General features: G+C 63.3%; 18 protein-coding genes and 1 tRNA gene. 5 read left to right on the forward strand and 14 right to left on the reverse strand.

All coding sequences use genetic code 11. The features are described 5' to 3' along the window. Positions 1-29: 29 nt before the first annotated feature. Both EAO80_RS00965 and EAO80_RS00970 read right to left on the reverse strand, forming a co-directional pair. Entirely contained in the window at positions 30-1373 is a 1344-nt protein-coding gene (locus tag EAO80_RS00965; RefSeq protein ID WP_122088076.1) for a class-III pyridoxal-phosphate-dependent aminotransferase, read from the reverse strand. Positions 1374-1474: 101 nt separating this feature from the next. Continuing rightward, on the reverse strand, positions 1475-4570 hold the full coding sequence (locus EAO80_RS00970; protein WP_122088077.1) for an adenosylcobalamin-dependent ribonucleoside-diphosphate reductase: 3096 nt from the start codon (positions 4568-4570) through the stop codon (positions 1475-1477). Between the two features lie 809 nt (positions 4571-5379). Here EAO80_RS00970 and EAO80_RS00975 point away from each other — a divergent pair. Further along, positions 5380-5583 carry a hypothetical protein gene (locus EAO80_RS00975; protein ID WP_122088078.1) on the forward strand — a complete coding sequence of 68 codons (204 nt, stop codon included), beginning with the start codon at positions 5380-5382 and terminating at the stop codon, positions 5581-5583. Here the strand turns inward: EAO80_RS00975 and trpG are convergent. From trpG to trpD, 4 genes are read right to left on the reverse strand one after another with little or no spacing between them, the layout of a single operon-like run. After that, complete coding sequence (gene trpG, locus EAO80_RS00980) at positions 5563-6165, reverse strand: anthranilate synthase component II (RefSeq protein ID WP_122088079.1); 603 nt, start codon at positions 6163-6165, stop codon at positions 5563-5565. The genes EAO80_RS00975 and trpG overlap by 21 nt on opposite strands. Next, entirely contained in the window at positions 6162-7715 is a 1554-nt protein-coding gene (gene trpE / locus EAO80_RS00985; protein ID WP_122088080.1) for an anthranilate synthase component I, read from the reverse strand. Before trpE ends, trpG begins: the two co-directional genes overlap by 4 nt. Then, the gene (locus EAO80_RS00990) at positions 7712-8365 is read right to left on the reverse strand and encodes a phosphoribosylanthranilate isomerase (protein ID WP_122088081.1); all 654 of its coding nucleotides are present in this window, start codon (positions 8363-8365) and stop codon (positions 7712-7714) included. The genes trpE and EAO80_RS00990 overlap by 4 nt, the downstream gene beginning before the upstream one ends. Then, a complete protein-coding gene (trpD, locus tag EAO80_RS00995; RefSeq protein ID WP_122088082.1) occupies positions 8362-9366 on the reverse strand; it encodes an anthranilate phosphoribosyltransferase in 1005 nt (334 codons plus the stop codon). Before trpD ends, EAO80_RS00990 begins: the two co-directional genes overlap by 4 nt. A 146-nt stretch (positions 9367-9512) precedes the next feature. Here trpD and EAO80_RS01000 point away from each other — a divergent pair. Then, positions 9513-9587: transfer RNA gene (locus EAO80_RS01000), tRNA-Val, on the forward strand. Between the two features lie 211 nt (positions 9588-9798). Here the strand turns inward: EAO80_RS01000 and EAO80_RS19340 are convergent. Further along, on the reverse strand, positions 9799-10434 hold the full coding sequence (locus tag EAO80_RS19340; RefSeq protein WP_162993821.1) for a hypothetical protein: 636 nt from the start codon (positions 10432-10434) through the stop codon (positions 9799-9801). 104 nt (positions 10435-10538) lie between these two features. Between EAO80_RS19340 and EAO80_RS01005 the strand changes: the two genes are divergently transcribed. Beyond that, entirely contained in the window at positions 10539-11864 is a 1326-nt protein-coding gene (locus EAO80_RS01005) for a DUF362 domain-containing protein (protein ID WP_122088083.1), read from the forward strand. A gap of 35 nt (positions 11865-11899) precedes the next feature. On the opposite strand, the gene EAO80_RS01010 is transcribed toward EAO80_RS01005, so the two are convergent. Further along, positions 11900-12304 (reverse strand): hypothetical protein, encoded by a 405-nt coding sequence (locus tag EAO80_RS01010; protein ID WP_122088084.1) that lies wholly within the window; start codon positions 12302-12304, stop codon positions 11900-11902. A 128-nt stretch (positions 12305-12432) separates the two neighbouring features. Here EAO80_RS01010 and EAO80_RS01015 point away from each other — a divergent pair, with 128 nt between their 5' ends. Then, positions 12433-12732 (forward strand): hypothetical protein, encoded by a 300-nt coding sequence (locus EAO80_RS01015; RefSeq protein ID WP_122088085.1) that lies wholly within the window; start codon positions 12433-12435, stop codon positions 12730-12732. A gap of 36 nt (positions 12733-12768) precedes the next feature. Here the strand turns inward: EAO80_RS01015 and EAO80_RS01020 are convergent, their stop codons facing one another. Continuing rightward, positions 12769-13098: a lycopene cyclase domain-containing protein gene (locus tag EAO80_RS01020; protein ID WP_122088104.1), complete on the reverse strand. Its 330-nt coding sequence runs from the start codon at positions 13096-13098 to the stop codon at positions 12769-12771. A 90-nt stretch (positions 13099-13188) separates the two neighbouring features. On the opposite strand from EAO80_RS01020, the gene EAO80_RS01025 reads away from it, so the two are divergent. After that, on the forward strand, positions 13189-14331 hold the full coding sequence (locus EAO80_RS01025) for a CBS domain-containing protein (RefSeq protein ID WP_122088086.1): 1143 nt from the start codon (positions 13189-13191) through the stop codon (positions 14329-14331). 39 nt (positions 14332-14370) lie between these two features. On the opposite strand, the gene EAO80_RS01030 is transcribed toward EAO80_RS01025, so the two are convergent. Genes EAO80_RS01030 through EAO80_RS01050 form a run of 5 tightly spaced genes read right to left on the reverse strand, consistent with a single transcriptional unit; the run spans position 14371 to position 17331 of the window. After that, complete coding sequence (locus EAO80_RS01030) at positions 14371-14919, reverse strand: GTP-dependent dephospho-CoA kinase family protein (RefSeq protein ID WP_122088087.1); 549 nt, start codon at positions 14917-14919, stop codon at positions 14371-14373. Next, positions 14919-15116: a transcription elongation factor subunit Spt4 gene (spt4, locus tag EAO80_RS01035; RefSeq protein ID WP_122088088.1), complete on the reverse strand. Its 198-nt coding sequence runs from the start codon at positions 15114-15116 to the stop codon at positions 14919-14921. The genes EAO80_RS01030 and spt4 overlap by 1 nt, the downstream gene beginning before the upstream one ends. Then, positions 15117-15701, reverse strand: coding sequence for a DNA-directed RNA polymerase (locus tag EAO80_RS01040; RefSeq protein WP_122088089.1), 585 nt, complete (start codon positions 15699-15701; stop codon positions 15117-15119). It abuts the gene before it with no gap. Between the two features lies 1 nt (position 15702). Next, the gene (locus tag EAO80_RS01045; protein WP_368280508.1) at positions 15703-16068 is read right to left on the reverse strand and encodes a twitching motility protein PilT; all 366 of its coding nucleotides are present in this window, start codon (positions 16066-16068) and stop codon (positions 15703-15705) included. Positions 16069-16083: 15 nt separating this feature from the next. Next, the gene (locus tag EAO80_RS01050) at positions 16084-17331 is read right to left on the reverse strand and encodes a translation initiation factor IF-2 subunit gamma (RefSeq protein WP_368280507.1); all 1248 of its coding nucleotides are present in this window, start codon (positions 17329-17331) and stop codon (positions 16084-16086) included. Positions 17332-17389 lie beyond the last annotated feature (58 nt).

Raw genomic sequence — 17389 nt, forward strand, 5'->3', positions numbered from 1 at the left:
GTTTTCGTATACATCGGAAACGAAACCCGTTACCGCACCGATTCGATCGCGTCGCGAAACAGCGAGACCCCGAGTTCGATCTCGCGCTCGGTCACGTCGAGCGGCGGCAGGAGTCGAACCGTACTGTGGCCACAGCCGAGCGTGAGCAGCCCGCGCTGGAGTCCTGCCTTCACGACCTCGGTACGGCGTTCTTTCGAGTCGAACTCGACGGCGAGCATCAGGCCCTTTCCCCTGACGTCCGTCACCCCTTCGAGGTCGGCATCCCGCAGCAGTTCCTGCATCTGCCGGCCGCGCTCGACGGCGTTCTCGAGCAGGTCGTACTCCTCGATGGCGTCGAGGGTGAACACCCCTTGGGCCGCCGCGACGAGGTCGCCGCCGCCCCACGTCGAGCCGAGGCGGTTCTTCTCCTCGGGGAAGACGTCCGAGCGGGAGATCGTCGCGCCCGAACGAAGCGCCTTCGCGCTGCAGATCACGTCCGGCTCGATGGCGTAATGATCCGCGGCCCACATCTCCCCTGTGCGGCCGATCCCCGATTGGATCTCGTCGACGATCAGGTGGATGTCGTGGGTCTCACAGACCCGCTGGACCTCTTCCATGAACGCGTCGCTCGGGAACCGGTAGCCGCCGACGCCCTGGACCGGTTCGAGGACCATGAAGGCGACCTCCGCGGGGTCCATGTAGCCCCGCTCGGGATCGAGCATCCGTTCGAGCTGCGAGCGCCCGCCCGCGAAGAAGCCACACGAGCAGGTCGATTCGTCACAGGTGCGGTCCTCGCAGAAGGGCACGGTTCGGGTGCCGGCGATCTCGGGATACGCGCGCGTGTAGACGTCGCCGGCACGCGTCATCGAGAGCGTTCCAAGGGTTCGGCCGTGAAACGCCCCCAGAAAGGTGATTCCGTACTTCCGTTCGGGGGTGTTCGCGTACGCGATCTTCATCGCGTTCTCGATGGCCTCCGCGCCCGAGTTCGAGAGGAAGACGGTGTCCATGTCGTACTGCGAGGCGCTCCCGACGAGACGCTCCATGAGCTGGGCCGCGCCCGGGATCTCGGGGTCCTCGGGACCGCCCGCCGACCCGGCGTAGAAGTCCTGGCCGGCGATCTTCAGCGGGTCGACGAGGTCGAACTCCGCCATTCGATCCGTTATCTTCGGGTTGTTGTAGCCGAGCGGCGCGGCACCGATGTGACAGGTGAAATCGAGGAAGACGTTACCGTCGAGGTCGGTGCAGAACGGGCCCTCGGCCTCGCCGGAGACGTCCCAGGCGAACTCGTGGGCGTGCTCGCTGGGCGCGGAGTATTGATGGTGATGGTCGATCCACTCGCGCGTCCGCTCCCCGGGAAGCCGCCGGACGCTCGGCTCCGCGTTATCACGATCCATACACGGAAACCGTATACCTCGTTATTAACTCTTGTCGTCGTGTGCGATAGCGACCGCTGCCGGTGAGGATCGGGAGAACCGAGCGGAAACGGGAACCTACCTCAGCACTCCGACCAGCCACATGACTCGCAGGTCTTACAGCCCTCCGAGTAGTACAGCGTCATCGAGCCACAATCGGGACACTCGGGGCTCTCGCCCGCGTCGATGAGGTCCTGATGGGCGCCCTCCGAAGCGCCCGACTCGACCGCCGCCCCACCGTCCGTTTCGGGGGCATCGGGCGTTTCGCGGGTCAGTTCCTCCTCCTCGAGTTCGGTGAGGTTCTGCTGTTTGGGGTACGCGCGCTCGATATCACCGTCGAGATAGCGCCGCATCGCCGTACCGATCGCGTCGGGGATGGAGTTGACCTGCTGGCCCTTGTCCCAGGCGACCTTCGGCGAGCGGATCCCCTGGAGTTCGCTCGCGATCTCCTCGGGATCGACGCCCGAGCGCAGGGCGGTCGAGATGGTTTTCGCGAGCGCCTCGGTGAAGCTCGCGGTGAACCCTCCCGAATTACCGATGTTCGCGAAGAGCTCGAACGGGCGGCCCTCGCTGTCCTCGTTGATGTTGACGTAGAGCTTGCCGTAGCCCGTGTCGATGCGCTGGGTCACGCCGTGGAGCACGTCGGGTCGGGTGCGCTTTTGGGCGTACTGACCCGACTCGGGCGTGAAGTCGAAGTCGTCGGCGACGACCGCGCGGACCTCCTCGTGAGTGAGGAACTCGTCGATCCCGCCGAACACCTCGGTGATCTGTTCGACGAGCGCCTCGGCGGCTTCCTCCTCGTCGGCGAACTCGGCGTTCTCGGCGCGGGTAGTCAGCACCTGCTTCGATCGGGTACCGTCCCGATAGACGGTGACGCCCTTGCCGCCGTTGTCGTAGATGAACCTGAAGACATCCGCCATGTCCTCGCGCGAGGCGTCGTTCGGGAAGTTGCAGGTCTTCGAGATGGCCGAATCGACGCCCGTCTGGCAGGCACACTGGACGGCGGCGTGGTCCTTACCGGCCAGATCACCCGTGACGACGAACAGCTCGCCGATGGCGTTCGGGACAGTGGAAAGCCCCTCGACGCCATCGAACTCGTTGCTCCCCATCTGTTCTTGGGCCTCACGTTTGACTTCCTCGACGTCGATGTCGTTGGCCTCCAGAGTGCGCAGGAAGTAGTCGTCGAACTCGACGAGCATCTCGTCGCCCTGGACGTCGTCGCTCACGTTCTTGTAGTAGGCGACGTTGTAGATGGGCTCACATCCCCCCGTCGTGTTGCCGACCATCGAGGTCGTGCCGGTGGGCGCGATCGTCGTCGTGTTGTGGTTGCGCATCGGGAAGCCTTCATCCCAGTCGCTTGCGTCCTCGCCAGTGTGGTGTTCGAACCACTCGGCGTACTCGGTGGGGTTCGCGTACTTCGAGTCGGCCCAGTCCTCGAAGCTCCCGCGCTCGCCGGCGAGTTCGTGGCTGGTCCGTTTCGAGCCGTGGTTGATGCGAGTCATCAGCTGGCTCGCGATCTCGTTTCCTTCCTCGCTGCCGTAACGAACGCCGAGCTGGATGTACAGCTGGGCCAGTCCCATGACTCCGAGCCCGATCTTTCGCATCTCTCTGACTTTCTGCTCGATCTCGGGGACGGGGAAGTCCGACATCGTGACGACGTTCTCGAGGAATCGGGTCCCGAGTTCGATGCGGCGCTCGAACTCGGCGGTGTCGATCGCCTCGTCGAGATAGGCCTCGACTGCGCCCTCGAAGGAGTCGTACTCCTCGATGTGGTCGGCGTGCCAGACCCGCCAGTCGGGGGCTCCCTCGGCTGCGAGCGTCGAGAGGTTGATGTGGCCCAGGTTGCAGGCCTCGTACTCCTCTAAGGGCTGTTCGCCACAGGGGTTCGTCGCGAGAATGCGGTGGTCGGGGTGGGCCTCGACGTCGAAGGAGTGTTCCTTGTTCACCCGTTCGAGGTAGATCACGCCGGGTTCGCCGTTCTCGTAGGCACCGTCGACGATGCGATCCCAGATCGCCTCGGCGGGGATCGAGAACTCCTCGCCGACCTCGACGTGCTCGCCCAGGCCGTAGCGCTCGTACATCTCCTTGGTCTCGGCGGTCGCGATGTGGGGCTCCCCCGTGCGTGGATTCTCGAAGGTGAACTCCTCGCCGGCCTCGAGCGCCTCCATGAAGTCATCCGTGACGCCGACGCTAATGTTGAAGTTCGAGAGGTGTCCCTCGACGGCGTTTCTGAGGTGTTTGGGAACCCGTCCATCCTCGTCGATCAACTCACGGGCTTCTTCGAGCGCTTCGGAGAAGGTGGTGTAGGTGTAGTCGTCGGGGTCGTTGAGCCGCAGCGTGTGGGCCAGCGAGACGTCCTTGTTCTTCGCGTGGATGAATTCGATGACGTCCGGGTGCGAAACGCGCATGACGCCCATCTGAGCGCCGCGCCGGGCGCCACCCTGGGCGATCGTCTCGCACATCTGGTCGAACGTGCGCATGAACGTGATCGGACCGCTCGCGATCCCGCCCGTACTTCCCACCGAATCGCCATACGGTCGGAGCTGCCAGAACGCATAGCCCATGCCACCGCCCGACTGGAAGACCTCGGCGGCCTCCTTTGCGGTCTGGTGGATGTCGGAGATGTCGTCGCCGGGAGAGTCGACGAAACACGCAGAGAGTTGCTGGAGCTCGTCGCCCGCGTTCATCAGGGTCGGTGAGTTCGGGATGAACGAGAGGTCCTCCATTAGATCCCGGAACTCCGCCGCTTTCGCCTCGACATGCTCGCGGATCTCGGCGGGAAGCTCGGGGACGATCGTGTCGTAGGTGAACTTGTTGACGTTATAGACGGTGAGTTCGGTTTCGGCACTGTCGTCGGCAGTGGTACCCGCCCCGAAGACTGCCGCCGCGAGCTCGTCGCGGCGTGGGTGGTCGGGCTTGAGCTGGTCCGGCGAGACGGTGACGGAGACGTCCCGGCGCTCGCCCTCAAAGACCGCCTCCGCGAGCGCGATGTTCTTCGCGACGCGGACGAAGAGGTCCTCCTGGGTTTCGACGAGTTCGCCCTCGGCGTCCTTCTGGAGATACCGTGCGGGAAGGATGTTCTGGTAGGCGTTCGTGGTCAGGCGCTCTTCTAAACTCTCTCCGTCGGTGCGCTTGACCGGGAGGGTGACCGATTCCGCGTCGGAGTCCGCGCGGCTCACGCGCAAATCCCCTCGACGCCAGCAAATAGGTTCTGTCGCCTGATTTCTCTCGATGAAGTCTTCATATCTACTTCCATGTTTGACGAGGATTCCATACATCTCTCCATAGATAAACCCCCATCATTTCATTTCTTACACAATCATGAGGAATAAACTGATGGCTGGGTAATATTTAGACTAACAATTCTGCCACTTTCAGTGGCAATTCCGCTTGTATTCTACATCGGCTCGAACCTATTAGTATGTATCCCAACCGGAGCGAAAGTGATTAATACCTCTTTGCTGTGTATATCATTGCAACACAAGGTGGGCTCTGAGAACTTGATCAGAGCCTTGCAATATCCTCCTTAGAGAGTCATCAATCGGGCGAGAACACGTACGACTAATAGAACGGCTTGTAACGTTAATTTCAGTAATACCAGTCGATTTCGGAGAGTCGGTTATCTGTGTCCGCTTGATTTGCGTTGTTCGCTAACAGGGTTGTCACTACGGGAGGTGCTTTTACTCATCTTGTTAGTGGAGATCCGGAGAGAACACCTGTTACAACACAAGGTGGACTCCAACCAGCCTCCGAGAAATGGATAGACACCCACTCCTATCAAAGTTTACTTTTGAGAATATAAGTAATGAAATAATGTAGACGCGTCTGTTCGATTTGTAGGTACCATCCATCCCACCCTTCCTGATTAAAGATAGACAGGACGGGTAGCTACTAGTACCTGTCCAAAGTGAAGTGAATGTGAATTAGCGTCCGACGGCCGTCAGCCACCGCAGACAAAGCTTATTTATTACTATATTATCTATGAGACATGAACCAGCCGATTCCGATGGAAGCGTTCCTCGCCGCCGATTCGAGCATGGTGTTGCTCGTGCTGGCGGCGGTGGCAGTCGTGGTCCTCGTCGGACGATTCCTGTTGAAGCTCGCATGGCGGCTCGTCGCCATGACGACCGCAGGGATCGTCGTGTTCTACGCCGTGACGGTCGTCCTCCCCTCAGTGTTCGCGCTGGTGTAGGAAGTTCTCGATCACGTCGTGGCCCGTGCCCGTGAGCACGCTCTCGGGGTGAAACTGAACGCACTCGATGGGGTACTCGCGGTGGCGCACGCCCATCACCAGCTGCTCGCCCGCGTGGTCGGTCGTCGCGGTCACCTCGAAACAGTCGGGGATTTCGGTCGCGATCAGCGAGTGATACCGCCCGGCCCGAAAGCCCTGTTCGAGTCCTGAGAACACTCCCCGGCCGTCGTGGTCGACGGGGAAGGCCTTCCCGTGGATCGGCTCGGGCGCGCGTCCGACGCTCCCGCCGTAGGCGTAGACGGCGGCTTCGAGGCCGAGACACACCCCGAGGGTCGGGATCTCGGGGCTCAGCTCACGGAGCACGTCGAGGGTGACGCCGACGTCCCGATCGTTCTTCGGGTGGCCCGGTCCCGGCGAGATCACGATCGCATCCGGCTCTACAGAACGAATCTCCGCAAGCGAGGCGGTGTTACGAAGAACCTCGGTCTCGGCGCCCTGTTCGGAGACGTACTCGACGAGGTTGTAGGTGAAGGAGTCGAAGTTGTCGACGAACAGCACGCGCCGAGTGCGGGCGAGGCTCACTGAACCACCCCCGTTCCCGGCTCGACCTCGATGCGTTCGATCGCGTCGAGGACGCCGCCCATCTTCTTCTCGGTCTCCTCGTATTCGGCGGCCGGATCGCTGTCGGCGACCAGTCCCGCACCGGCCTGGACGGTGATCTCGTCGCGCTCGCCGTGCTCGATCGTTGCCGTCCGGATCGCGATCGCGGTGTCGGCGTCGCCCGTCCAGGAGTAGTAGCCGACGCCGCCGCCGTAGATCCCGCGGGGTTCTCGCTCCAGTTCGTCGATGATCTCCATCGCGCGGATCTTCGGCGCGCCCGAGAGGGTACCAGCGGGGAACGCGGCCCGCGTCGCGTCGAACCCGTCGCACTCGGCCGCGAGCTCGCCGGTGACGGTGCTCTCGATGTGCTGGACGTGGCTGTACTTCAGGACGTTCATGAACTCGTCGACTTTCACCGAACCGGGCTCGCTCACCCGCCGGACGTCGTTTCGTGCCAGATCGACCAGCATGGTGTGTTCGGCGCGTTCCTTGTCGTCAGCGAGCATCTCGCCGGCGAGCCGACGGTCCTCGACCGGGCTCGACCCTCGTGAACAGGTGCCCGCGATCGGGTTGCTCGTCACCAGCCCGTCGCGCACCGAGACGAGCGTCTCGGGGCTCGCGCCCACGACGGTTCGATCGCCGTAGCCGAGCAGGTACATGTATGGCGAGGGGTTGATCTCCCGGAGCGCCTCGTAGAGCCCCAGCGGGTCGACCTCACCCACCAACTCGCGCTTCCGTGACAGCACGCCCTGGTAAATGTCGCCGTCGAGCACGTGTTCCTTCGTCTCGCGAACCACTGCCTCGTACTCCTCGCGGGCACCTGCCAACTCGCTCTCACGGACGAACCCGCCGGTTTCGGGCTCGTCAGCCCCTTCGAGTGCGCTTCGAACCCGCTCGATTTCGGATTCGAGCGCGTCGTAGAGCTCGTCGGGGTCGTCTTCCGGGAAGACGATCGGCGTAAGGGAAAGCGTGAGGGTGCCCTCGACCTCGTCGAAGACCAACGTTTTGGTACTCAGGACGAACTGGGCATCGGGCGTCTCGCTTGCGGGCCGTTCGATTCCGACCTCCGAGAGCCAGAGGTCGTAGACTGCGTCGTAGGCGAGGAATCCGACGAGGCCACCGTGAAGGTGACCGTCCTCGGGAAACGCAATTCTGGGGACGTCGGGCAGCGCCGCTCGAAGCGTATCGAGGGTGTCGCCGCCGTTGGGTTCCACCAGTTCCTCGAGGCGCTCGTCGCCGAGCACGTCGACTTCCGTCGAGTCGGGCCGGACGGTGACGACCGCTTCGGGGTCATAGCCGACAAACGAGTACCGGGCGTGGCGGGTCGCGGTTGCGCTCGTGGGCTGGAACGCCCCGTCCGGGTCCGAGGAGGCGACCTTCTCCGCGCTCTCAAGCAGGAATCCATGTCCGTCGTCGGTGAGGGCTCCGTAGGCCGCAAGCGGCGTCGTCCCCACGTCGAGATCGTACCCCATATAGACGACCGACGGCTCCTCGACGGTCGCTCGCTCGCGAAACGTCGCGCGGTCGATCATCTCGCGGGTACCTCCGCTCTCGCGTCCGTCACCCGCCGGACGAATCGCTCTACTGCGTCGTGATCCTTCTCGCCGCCCTCGCTTTCGACTCCACTCGCGACGTCGACGGCGAAGGGCTCGACGACCTCGATCGCCTCCGTGACGTTCTCGGGCGTAAGCCCACCCGCGAGGACCACCGGCGAGTCGAGGTCGCCTGCGAGTTCACGGGTCCGCTCCCAGTCGTGGGTGCGTCCGGTACCGCCCGCGCCGCTCGCGTCGGTCGAGTCGACGAGCAGGCCGTCGGCGACGGCGTCGTGTTCGTGTGCGGCCTCCGGATCCGCGGCGTCGACGGACTTGAGCACCGGCCGTGAAATCGCTTCTCGAACCGTTTCGAGGTTCGTCGGCGAGAATGGACCATGAATCTGGAGGGCGTCCGGTCGGGTGCGCTCGACGAGTTCGATCGCTTCGTCGGGGGTTTCGGGCATCGTCACGAGTACCCCGGTCACGAACGGCGGGACGCCTTCGAGCAGTTCGGCGGCCCGTTCGGCGTCCACGGCGCGGGGACTGTCCACGGGAACGCCGCTGATGACGCCGATCGCGTCAGCGCCCGCACGAATCGAGTTCGCGACGTCCTCCTCGCTGGTGTGCCCGCAGACCTTCACGCGGCTCATTGTACCACCGTCCCGCGCATCGATTCGAGTTTTTCACGGGCTCCGCCCCCGTCGATGGCCTCGGCCGCGAGTTCCGCGCCCTCCTCGAGGGAGTCGGCCGCGCCGGCGACGTAGATCGCCGCGCCGGCGTTCGCGAGGACGATCTCGCGTTTCGCGCCCCTCACTTCACCCGTGACGATCCCCTCCAGGTCGGCGGCGTTCTCCTGGGGCGTGCCGCCGCTGACCGCCTCGACGGGGTGGGATTCGAGTCCGAGGTCCGTCGGTTCGAGGGTGTACTCCTCGATCCCGTTTTCGCGGACTTCGGCGACGCGCGTCTCGCCGTGGAGCCCGATCTCATCCATTCCCGAACCGTGGACCACCAGTGCGCGTTCGACGTCCATATGTGAGAGCGCACGGGCAAGCACGGGGACGAGGTCGGGGTCGTAGACGCCGACGACCTGCGCGTTCGCGCCCGCGGGGTTGGTCAGCGGCCCGAGGACGTTGAAGATCGTGCGCATTCCTAACTCTTTTCGCGGGCCGATGACGGCCTTCATCGCGGGGTGGAAGACGGGCGCGAGCATGAACCCGATTCCCTGGTCCTCGATCGCGCGTTCGACCGCCGGGGGTTCCGCGTCGATCTCGACGCCCAGTTCCTCCAGCACGTCCGCACTGCCCGAGTTCGAGGAGACCGAGTAATTGCCGTGTTTCGCGACGGGTACTCCGGCACCGCTGGCGACGATCGCGCTCGTCGTCGAGACGTTGATCGTGTCGTAGTCGTCGCCGCCGGTCCCGCAGGTGTCGACCAGCGGGGTCCGGTCGGGCGCGATGGTCCGCGCGGCCGCGCGCATCCCCTCGGCGAAACCCGCGATCTCCTCCTCGGTCTCGCCCTTCGCGCGAAGCGCCGCGAGCAGCGCGCCGATCTGGGCCTCAGTGGCACCCTCGAAGACCGCCGACGCCGCATCCCGTGCCTCTTCCTGTGTCAGGTCCTCGCCCTCAGTGACTCGTTCGATGGTGTCCTTCATGAGTGAGTTTCGATGTACGATTTCGGCTTGTAATGAACAAGTAAGTACATCGACTTAAGCGTGTCGTCGTTGTTCCTTCCTCTCCCTCCCCGAGTCGAAAGCTTCAATTACTCCGGCGGGGTATCCGGAAGTGCACGAGGCAGTGAGGGTTGGTGGTCTAGTCAGGCTATGACACCTCCTTGACATGGAGGAGGCCGGCGGTTCAAATCCGCCCCAACCCACTGAGACTTCTCCGGCACCCATCTGTGAACACCGCGAGCGACAGCGAGCGTGTGTGAGCAACCCCATGCCGGAGGATCGAGGCGTTGGGCGGTTTGAATCCAGAGGACGAGCGGAGCGAAGTCCTCGCGGTTCAAATCCGCCCCAATCCGCTTCTTGACGACACAACCTGACGAGCAGTAGAATCCAGCGCCTTCACACTAGAGTGGAGATTCACGAATCGTTATAGCCTCCTGATTCTACAACTACTGTTTCAAAATCAGGATCGGAATACTCTCTATATTCTTCCCAAGGAACCCATTTCTTGTATTTTTGCTTCCATTCCATTGCGCGATACCAGTGACCTCCCAATTGTGGAGTAGATTGGTTGAGTCGGTGCCGTTGATCTTCTAAACCTTCGTACGTTTCCCGAAGCTTGCTTATCTCTTTGTTTGTATCCATAAGATCAATTTCGATGAAACTTCGTACTTGGTCATGTAATTGATGAAGTTCCTGCCCAGCGTTATAATAATCTCGTGATCTTAGCTTTGGTCCATAGAACGTACTTAGTAATGATCCTATAAGTATTATTATCGCAAGATCAGTGGGCGTGAGAATAGAAAATGGATAAAATAAAACAAACTCTGTCGCCTCATTTTTTGTTAATACATACAGTAGAATAGAAGCGATTATCACTATGAATAAATCTAGTATCCATCCGAATCGACCGACCCACTCTGCTGCGACGTAATTTCGCAGATATGTATATTTCAATGCACCCTTCGTAGAGAGTGATCGGTTATACAGCTGCTTTCGCATTCTAAATTCTCTACTCCCTCCGAAAATACTGTGTAAGTCCTTCTCATCCATATCCGGTGTTTCCCTTTTAGTCTTTTAAATCTTCGACCATCCATATGAATATCTAGTCGATACTTTCACCGGTTTCTTTACTCCCTCGCCCCCTTCCACCGAGTATGCCAACCGATCTCGTAGTACCCGAGGAAACGATACAGGAAGCCTGCGGGGAGGTCGAGTTCCCCCACATGGGTGTCATCGAACAGGTCTGGGAGACCGATCCCATTCCTGTCGACGAAATCGAGGACCGAGCCGCGGAGGCGGTCAAAGAACTCCCCTTCGAGGACGTCCCGGAGGGTGGCGAGGTGGCGATCGGCGCGGGCAGTCGCGGCATCGCGAACCTGCCGGAGATCATCCGCGGGGTCGTCCGGGGCGTCGAGGAGTCGGGCTACGAGCCCTTCGTCTTCCCGGCGATGGGATCGCACGGCGGCGCCACGGCGGAGGGGCAGGTCGACAAGCTCTCGACGCTCGGCGTCACCGAGGACTCCATCGGATGCCCGATCCGCGCGACGATGGAGGTCGTGGAGGTCGGGCGCACGCCCGAGCGCGACGTGACCGTGTATGCCGACGCCAACGCCGTCGAGGCCGAGGCCATTATTCCTGTGAACCGGATCAAACCCCACACGGATTTCCAAGGACCCGTCGAGAGCGGGCTCTCGAAGATGCTCGTCATCGGGATGGGCAAACAGCGCGGCGCGAAGACCGCCCACGACTGGGCGGTCGACTGGAGCCTGCGCAACATGCTCCCCGAGATCACGGGGATCCTCTTAGAGGAACTCCCCGTCGCCGGCGGGGTCGCGATCCTCGAGGACGAACACGACGACACCGACCGGCTCGAGGCCATTTCTCCGTCGGGCTTCCTGAAGCGAGAGGCCGAACTCCTCGAGACCGCCTGGGAACACATGCCCAAACTCCCGTTCGACGATATCGACGTGCTCGTCGTCGACCGGATAGGAAAGGACGTCAGCGGGCAGGGGATGGACACCAACGTCACCGGCCGTCGCCACTTCACGATCAACGAGCCCGAGCCCGAGTCGCCGGAAGTGAAGCGGGTCTACGTGCGTGGCTTTACGAAGAAAACGAAGGGCAACGCGATGGGGATGGGTGCGGCCGACTTCGTTCATCAGGGGGTTTTCGAGGGACTCGAACCGTCGAAGACGCTGATCAACGCGATCACCGCGAGCACGGTTCGTGGGGTGCGCCTCCCGCCGGTCGTCGAAAACGATAAAGCGGGGCTAACGGCCGCACTCGGCACCATCGGCCCCGTCACCGGCTCCGAGGCGCGCGTTCTCCGGGTAACCGACACGATGCGACTGAAGCGCTGTTATGCCTCCGAGCCGCTGGTCGAGTCCGCCCGCGGGCGAGAGGACCTCCGCGTTGTCGAGGAAGCCGACGAAACCGAGTTCGACGGCGAGGGCGGTTTCGCCGCCGTCTCGCCGGAATAACGAACCGGGCGTCCCACGAACCGAGGGTGTTCGTGTTATCGTTCCGCTTCGGCGGGCGACTCTCCATTAGAATCGTGCGTTTCGGGGGTTTCCTGACCGACCGTTTCGGTCACCTCCTCGATCTTCTCGTCGAACTCCTCGCTTTTCGGTCGGCGGTCGATCCGCTCGTTGACCTCCTCGAGTCGGTCCCCGATCTCGTCGAGTTGGTCCTCGACCGTTCGCTCGACCGTCTCCGTGACTTCCTCCGTGACCTCGCGGGTCATCCAGTCGGGATCGAAGCGCGCCATCTTCCAGACGACGTGGACCCCGTACGAGGCGAGGACGCCGAACCCGAACGCCGCCCCGACTTCGGTTCCGACGAACGCGATCAGCACTACCGACACGAAGATCAACACGCCGTAGCTGAAGTCGACCAGCGCGTCGACGCGCTGTGGGTTCACCGTCTCTCTCCCCGCGCTCGACTCGGCGGTTGCTTGCGTTTATCCATACGTCTACTGGTCACCGGAAACGGATAAGCCCGCGCTCATGACGCCGACAGGGCTTACCCGCAGGACTCCCACGTACGTCCATGGGGATCGCCGGCCTCGAACTCGCCGTCCGGCTCGCTGTCGCTGCCTTCGTCGTCGTCACTCCGACACTCATGTTCCTCGGACTCGTCCGTCTGTTGAACCGGCTGCGCGACGAGGACCTGATCTACCGGCTCATGACCGAGGAGGAGCTCCGCGAGGTCGAGCGCTCGCACTCGCTTGCGGGCTTCGTTGAGGAGGTCACCGGCACGGCACCGGGCACGACCCGCTGTCCGGACTGCGGCGGGCTCAACGCGGCGGGGATGGACAGCTGCGTCGAGTGCGGCCAGCGCCTCGGCTGACCGGATCCCGGCCGGATTCGACCGTCGACTCCGGGGTCAGGCCGGCTCGGCCTCGGGATCCGCGCTCCCGATATCGTGGAGCGTCTCGTGGAACCCGAGCACGAGCGAGGGGACCACGACGATGAAACAGTGTTCCTCAAGGGGGATCCCAGCGACCTCGATCCCGGTGCGCTCGATGATGTCGAAGACGCCGACCTCCAGGGTGTACCAGTCCCAGACGTACGCCACCGGGTAGAGGACGAGGATCGTCTTCGCGGCGCGTTTGAGTGCACCCGCCCGGTGGAGCAACGCCCCGGCGATCGCGCCCCAGAAGACGATGGTGGCGAGGTACGTGTAGCGTCCGAAGACCGTGATGTCGAATCGCACACCGTCCCCGATGGCAGGCATATGCTAAACAGTATCGCCGTGAGAATGACTAACGTTGATTACGGTGGACGGCCAAACACAACTGATACGATGGATATTGCCGATATAGCCACGACCGAGTACACCGAAGCCGACGTCGGCGAACGTTTCGGGAAGATCCGGGCCGCCTTCGAGGAGAGCAATCCGAAGGCGATCGTGATCACGGACGACGGCGAGTACGCCGGCATCGTGACCGAACGCCAGATCCTCCAGTCGCACGTCGAAGACAACACGAAGGCCTCGGCGTTCATGCGTTCTGCGCCGGGAATCGACCGCGAGGAGGACATCCGCGAGGTCGCGCGCATGCTCGTCGAGGGCGGGACGATGGTCGCGCCGGTGTTCAGCGACGAGGATCTGTGGGGAATCGTCACCGCCGACGCCATCCTCGAGAGCGTCCTCGAAAACCTCGACGCGATCACCGTCGAGCAGATCTACACCGACGAAGTCCTCTCGGTCAACGCCGACACCACCGTCGGCCGGGCAATCAACCTGCTTCGCGAACACGGCATTTCACGCCTGCCGGTGCTGGCCGACGACGGCCAACTCGACGGTATCGTCACCACCCATGACCTGCGGGACGTGATCATCCGCGACATGGACAAAGCCACCGTCGGGGATCGGGGTGGCGACCTCGAACGCATCCTCGATATCCCCGTCTACGACGTGATGAACAGCCCCGTCGAGACCGCCGACCGCGAGGAGCCCGTCAGCGACGCCGTCGGTCGAATGCTCCACAACGATTACAACGGGCTGATGGTCACCGCCGACGAGAACGACCGCCATGTTTCGGGCGTCGTCACCAAGACCGACGTGCTGCGGGCGCTCACCTTCACCGAGGACGAGCACATGGACGTCCAGATCACGAACATCGACCTGCTCGATACGCTCGCACGCGATGACGTCCGCACCGACATCGCCGGCGTCACCGACAAGTACCGCCGGATGCAGGTCCACCACGCACACGTCCGGTTCCAGGAGCACAAGGAGAAGCTTCGGGGTACTCCGCTGATCCACTGTCAGATCCGCCTGCGCACCAACCGCGGACAGGTCGCGGGTACCGGCGAGGGCTACGGCGCGAGCTCCGCGTTCCACGTCGCCCTCGACAAACTGGAGCGCAACGTCCTCGAGATGAAAGGGATGCAGTCCGACGAGGAGTACGAAGGGCAGTTGCTCAGAAAGCTCAACGAGATCTAAGCGCCGCGTTCGCACCTTCTTTTGGAAAACGACCGATGACTACTCGCCGAGGATCGACCACAGCCGCCCGTGGTCGCCGTCCATGCGCTCCAGGAGGTCGCGCGCCCGTTCTTTCGTCCCGCTGTCGACGTCCACGTGGACCATCCCCTCGCCGGGTTGGCCGTAGACGACGCTCGCACCCTCGGGCGCGAGGACGAGCGCGGGCAGGACCACGAGGTCCTCCTCGCCGTCGACGTCGATGGCGACCGAATCCTCGCTTTCGAGCGCTTCCCGGAGCGCCCGACACATCGAAACCGAGAGGGTTGCCGCCGGGTTCGTCGCCTCGATCCGGCGGGCGCTACTGGCTTCGAGGGCGTCGGCGATCTCGGGCTCGACCGTGTCGCGCTCGGTCAGCCCGTCGACCACGGCCACGTCGGGGGTTCGGCCGACCCGCTCGAAATGATAGGAGACGACGTCGCCCACGGCGATGAGGGGTCCCGAAACGCTCCCTAGAAGGGTCTCAGCGTCGGTTTCGACCGGCCCCATCGGGTCTTTGAACGCGCCTCGGAGGGAGTCAGGCAGCCGCAGGAGGACCTCGTCGCTCGCCATCAGCGAACTTTCAGCGCGTACTCGCCCGCCTCGGTGACCTGCATCTCGCTTGCGATCTCGCTGTCCTCGGGGTGGGCGATGACGACGTAGCCCGCCCAGTCCTCGGTAAAGGAGGCCGACCCGCACGACGGACAGGAGGCGGTATCGGGGTCGACGACGCGGTGGCAGTCCCGACAGACCTTCCGATTGCGGGCCATCTAGTCGTCACCCGCCGCTTGCTGGCGCGATTCGTGTTCCTCTTTCAGCCAGCCGTGTTTTCCGAGGCCGGGCTGTTTCGCGGTCAGGCCGATCTTCGAATCGCGGGGGTTTCGCTCGTCGATGCTTTTCGTGACGATCCGCGCGCGGACGGCGTCGTCGACGCCGAGGGTTCGGTTGGACTCGGTTGAGGCCAGTTGCTGGTTTTCGGCGTCGTAGGAGAGATACTCGTCGGAGATCTGTGAAACGTGCAACAGGCCGTCGACGGGACCGATCCCGATGAACGCACCGAACTCCACGACCTCGACGACCGTCCCGTCGATGACCTCCTGCATCTCGGGATCGAACGTGACGGCGTCGAACTCCGCCTCGTAGAAGACCGAGCCCTCGTGGCGTTCCCGTTCGGGGAGCACGACCCCTTCACCGATGTCGGTGACGTCGGTAACGGTGACGATGCTGCCGACGTCCGAGTCCATCCGCCCCTCGAGTTTGTCCTGGAGAAGTCGCTGTATCTGGTCGGTGGTGACGCTGCCGAGCTCCCGCGCGGGGACCTCGACCGTGTCCTTGAGTGTTACCCGTTTGTACATATTATGGCTGAGTGACTGCGAGTTCGTTCCGGCCCCTTAAACCAATTACTGGAACGCGTTCGTCGAGCAGACGCTCGCGCAGCGGGCCGTCGTTCGTGACGACGTACTCGCACTCGCCCGAGCGGGCAAGCGAGACGATCGCGTCGTCAGCGTGTGACTGCTCGACAGGGACGGTTCGACAGCGCTCTGCGAGGTTCAACCCGACCGAGGCCGCGACGGCCTCCTCGCTCGCCCCGTCGGCGAGGGTGCGAAGCTCCCGGAGGACCGAATCGGGAACGACGAGCTCGGCGTCGGACAGCAGGCGGTCGAGCTCCTCGAACACCCGGACGTCGCACTCGACCGGCATCATGAGCGCGTTGGTGTCCATGCAGACGACCGCCATCTACTCCTTCAACGTGCCGATCCCGATGAGCCGCCAGCGCGTGCCGACCCGGCGGTTCATTGCGATCTTCGCGCCGACGGGCGCACAGACCGGCCGCTTGAGCGAGACCTCACATTCGCCCGCACGGGCGCTCGTGACCGCTCCGACGGTGGTGGCGGTGCCGATCGTCATCATCAGCGGCTCGCCAGTCGAGATCTCATCGATCGAGTTGCCTTCTTCGGCGCCGACGACCCGCTCCAAGAGGTCGACGTCCATCGTGAAGCTCTCCCAGGTCGGCGGGAGCGTTCCGGGGAGCCCGGCGATCTGGCCCGCAAGCGCGTCACCTTTCGTCAGGCTGGGATCGAGCCCGGTACCCACGCCCAGCAGGCCGCCGGGGACCGCCCGGTCGACCTGCTCGCCGCCGGCCTGGATCGACCGAATGTCCGTCCGGATGGGGCGCCACTCGGACTGGCCGCCCTCCTCGACCTCGCGGCCCGGCCGGACCTCGAGCTCGTCGCCGACTTCGAGGTGACCCGAAACGAGGCTGCCACCGATCACCCCGCCGGTGAGCCCCTCCCAGGTCGTGCCGGGGCGGTTGATGTCGAAGCTCCGGGCGACGTGCATCCGCGCCTCGGCGTCGGGGTCGCGCTCGGGGGTCGGGATCTCCTCCTCGATCGCGCCGATGAGGTAGTCGATGTTGACCTCCTGTTGGGCGCTGATCGGGACGATGGGTGCGTCCTCCGCGACGGTGCCCGAGACGAACTCCTTGATCTGCTCGTAGTTCTCCTCGATCCGGTCGCGATCGACCAGGTCGACCTTGTTCTGGGCGATGACGACGTTCTCGATCCCGATGATGTCGAGCGCCATCAGGTGCTCCTCGGTCTGAGGCTGGGGCACCTCCTCGGTGGCGCTGACCACCAGTACCGCCCCGTCCATGATCGAAGCCCCCGAAAGCATCGTCGCCATCAGCGTCTCGTGGCCCGGCGCGTCGACGAACGAAACCGTCCGGAGGACCTCGCTCTCGCTTCCGTCCGGACAGGTCTCCTCGACGGTGTAACAGTCGGGCTCCTCGACGCCCGGACACCGCCGGAACGTCGCGTCCGCATAGCCCAGCCGGATGGAGATCCCCCGTTTCATCTCCTCGGAGTGCTGGTCGGTCCACGAGCCCGACAGCGCCTGTACCAGCGTCGTTTTACCGTGGTCGACGTGGCCGACCAGTCCGATGTTCACCTCCGGTTGCCGTTGTTTCTCCGCCAGTGTAGCCTCCATAGTAATTTGGTGAGTGTTCGCCCCGAACGACTGATAAACCTACTGTTCTCCTACCTAC

It is taken from the genome of Halalkalicoccus subterraneus, from assembly GCF_003697815.1.
Lineage (GTDB): Archaea > Halobacteriota > Halobacteria > Halobacteriales > Halalkalicoccaceae > Halalkalicoccus > Halalkalicoccus subterraneus.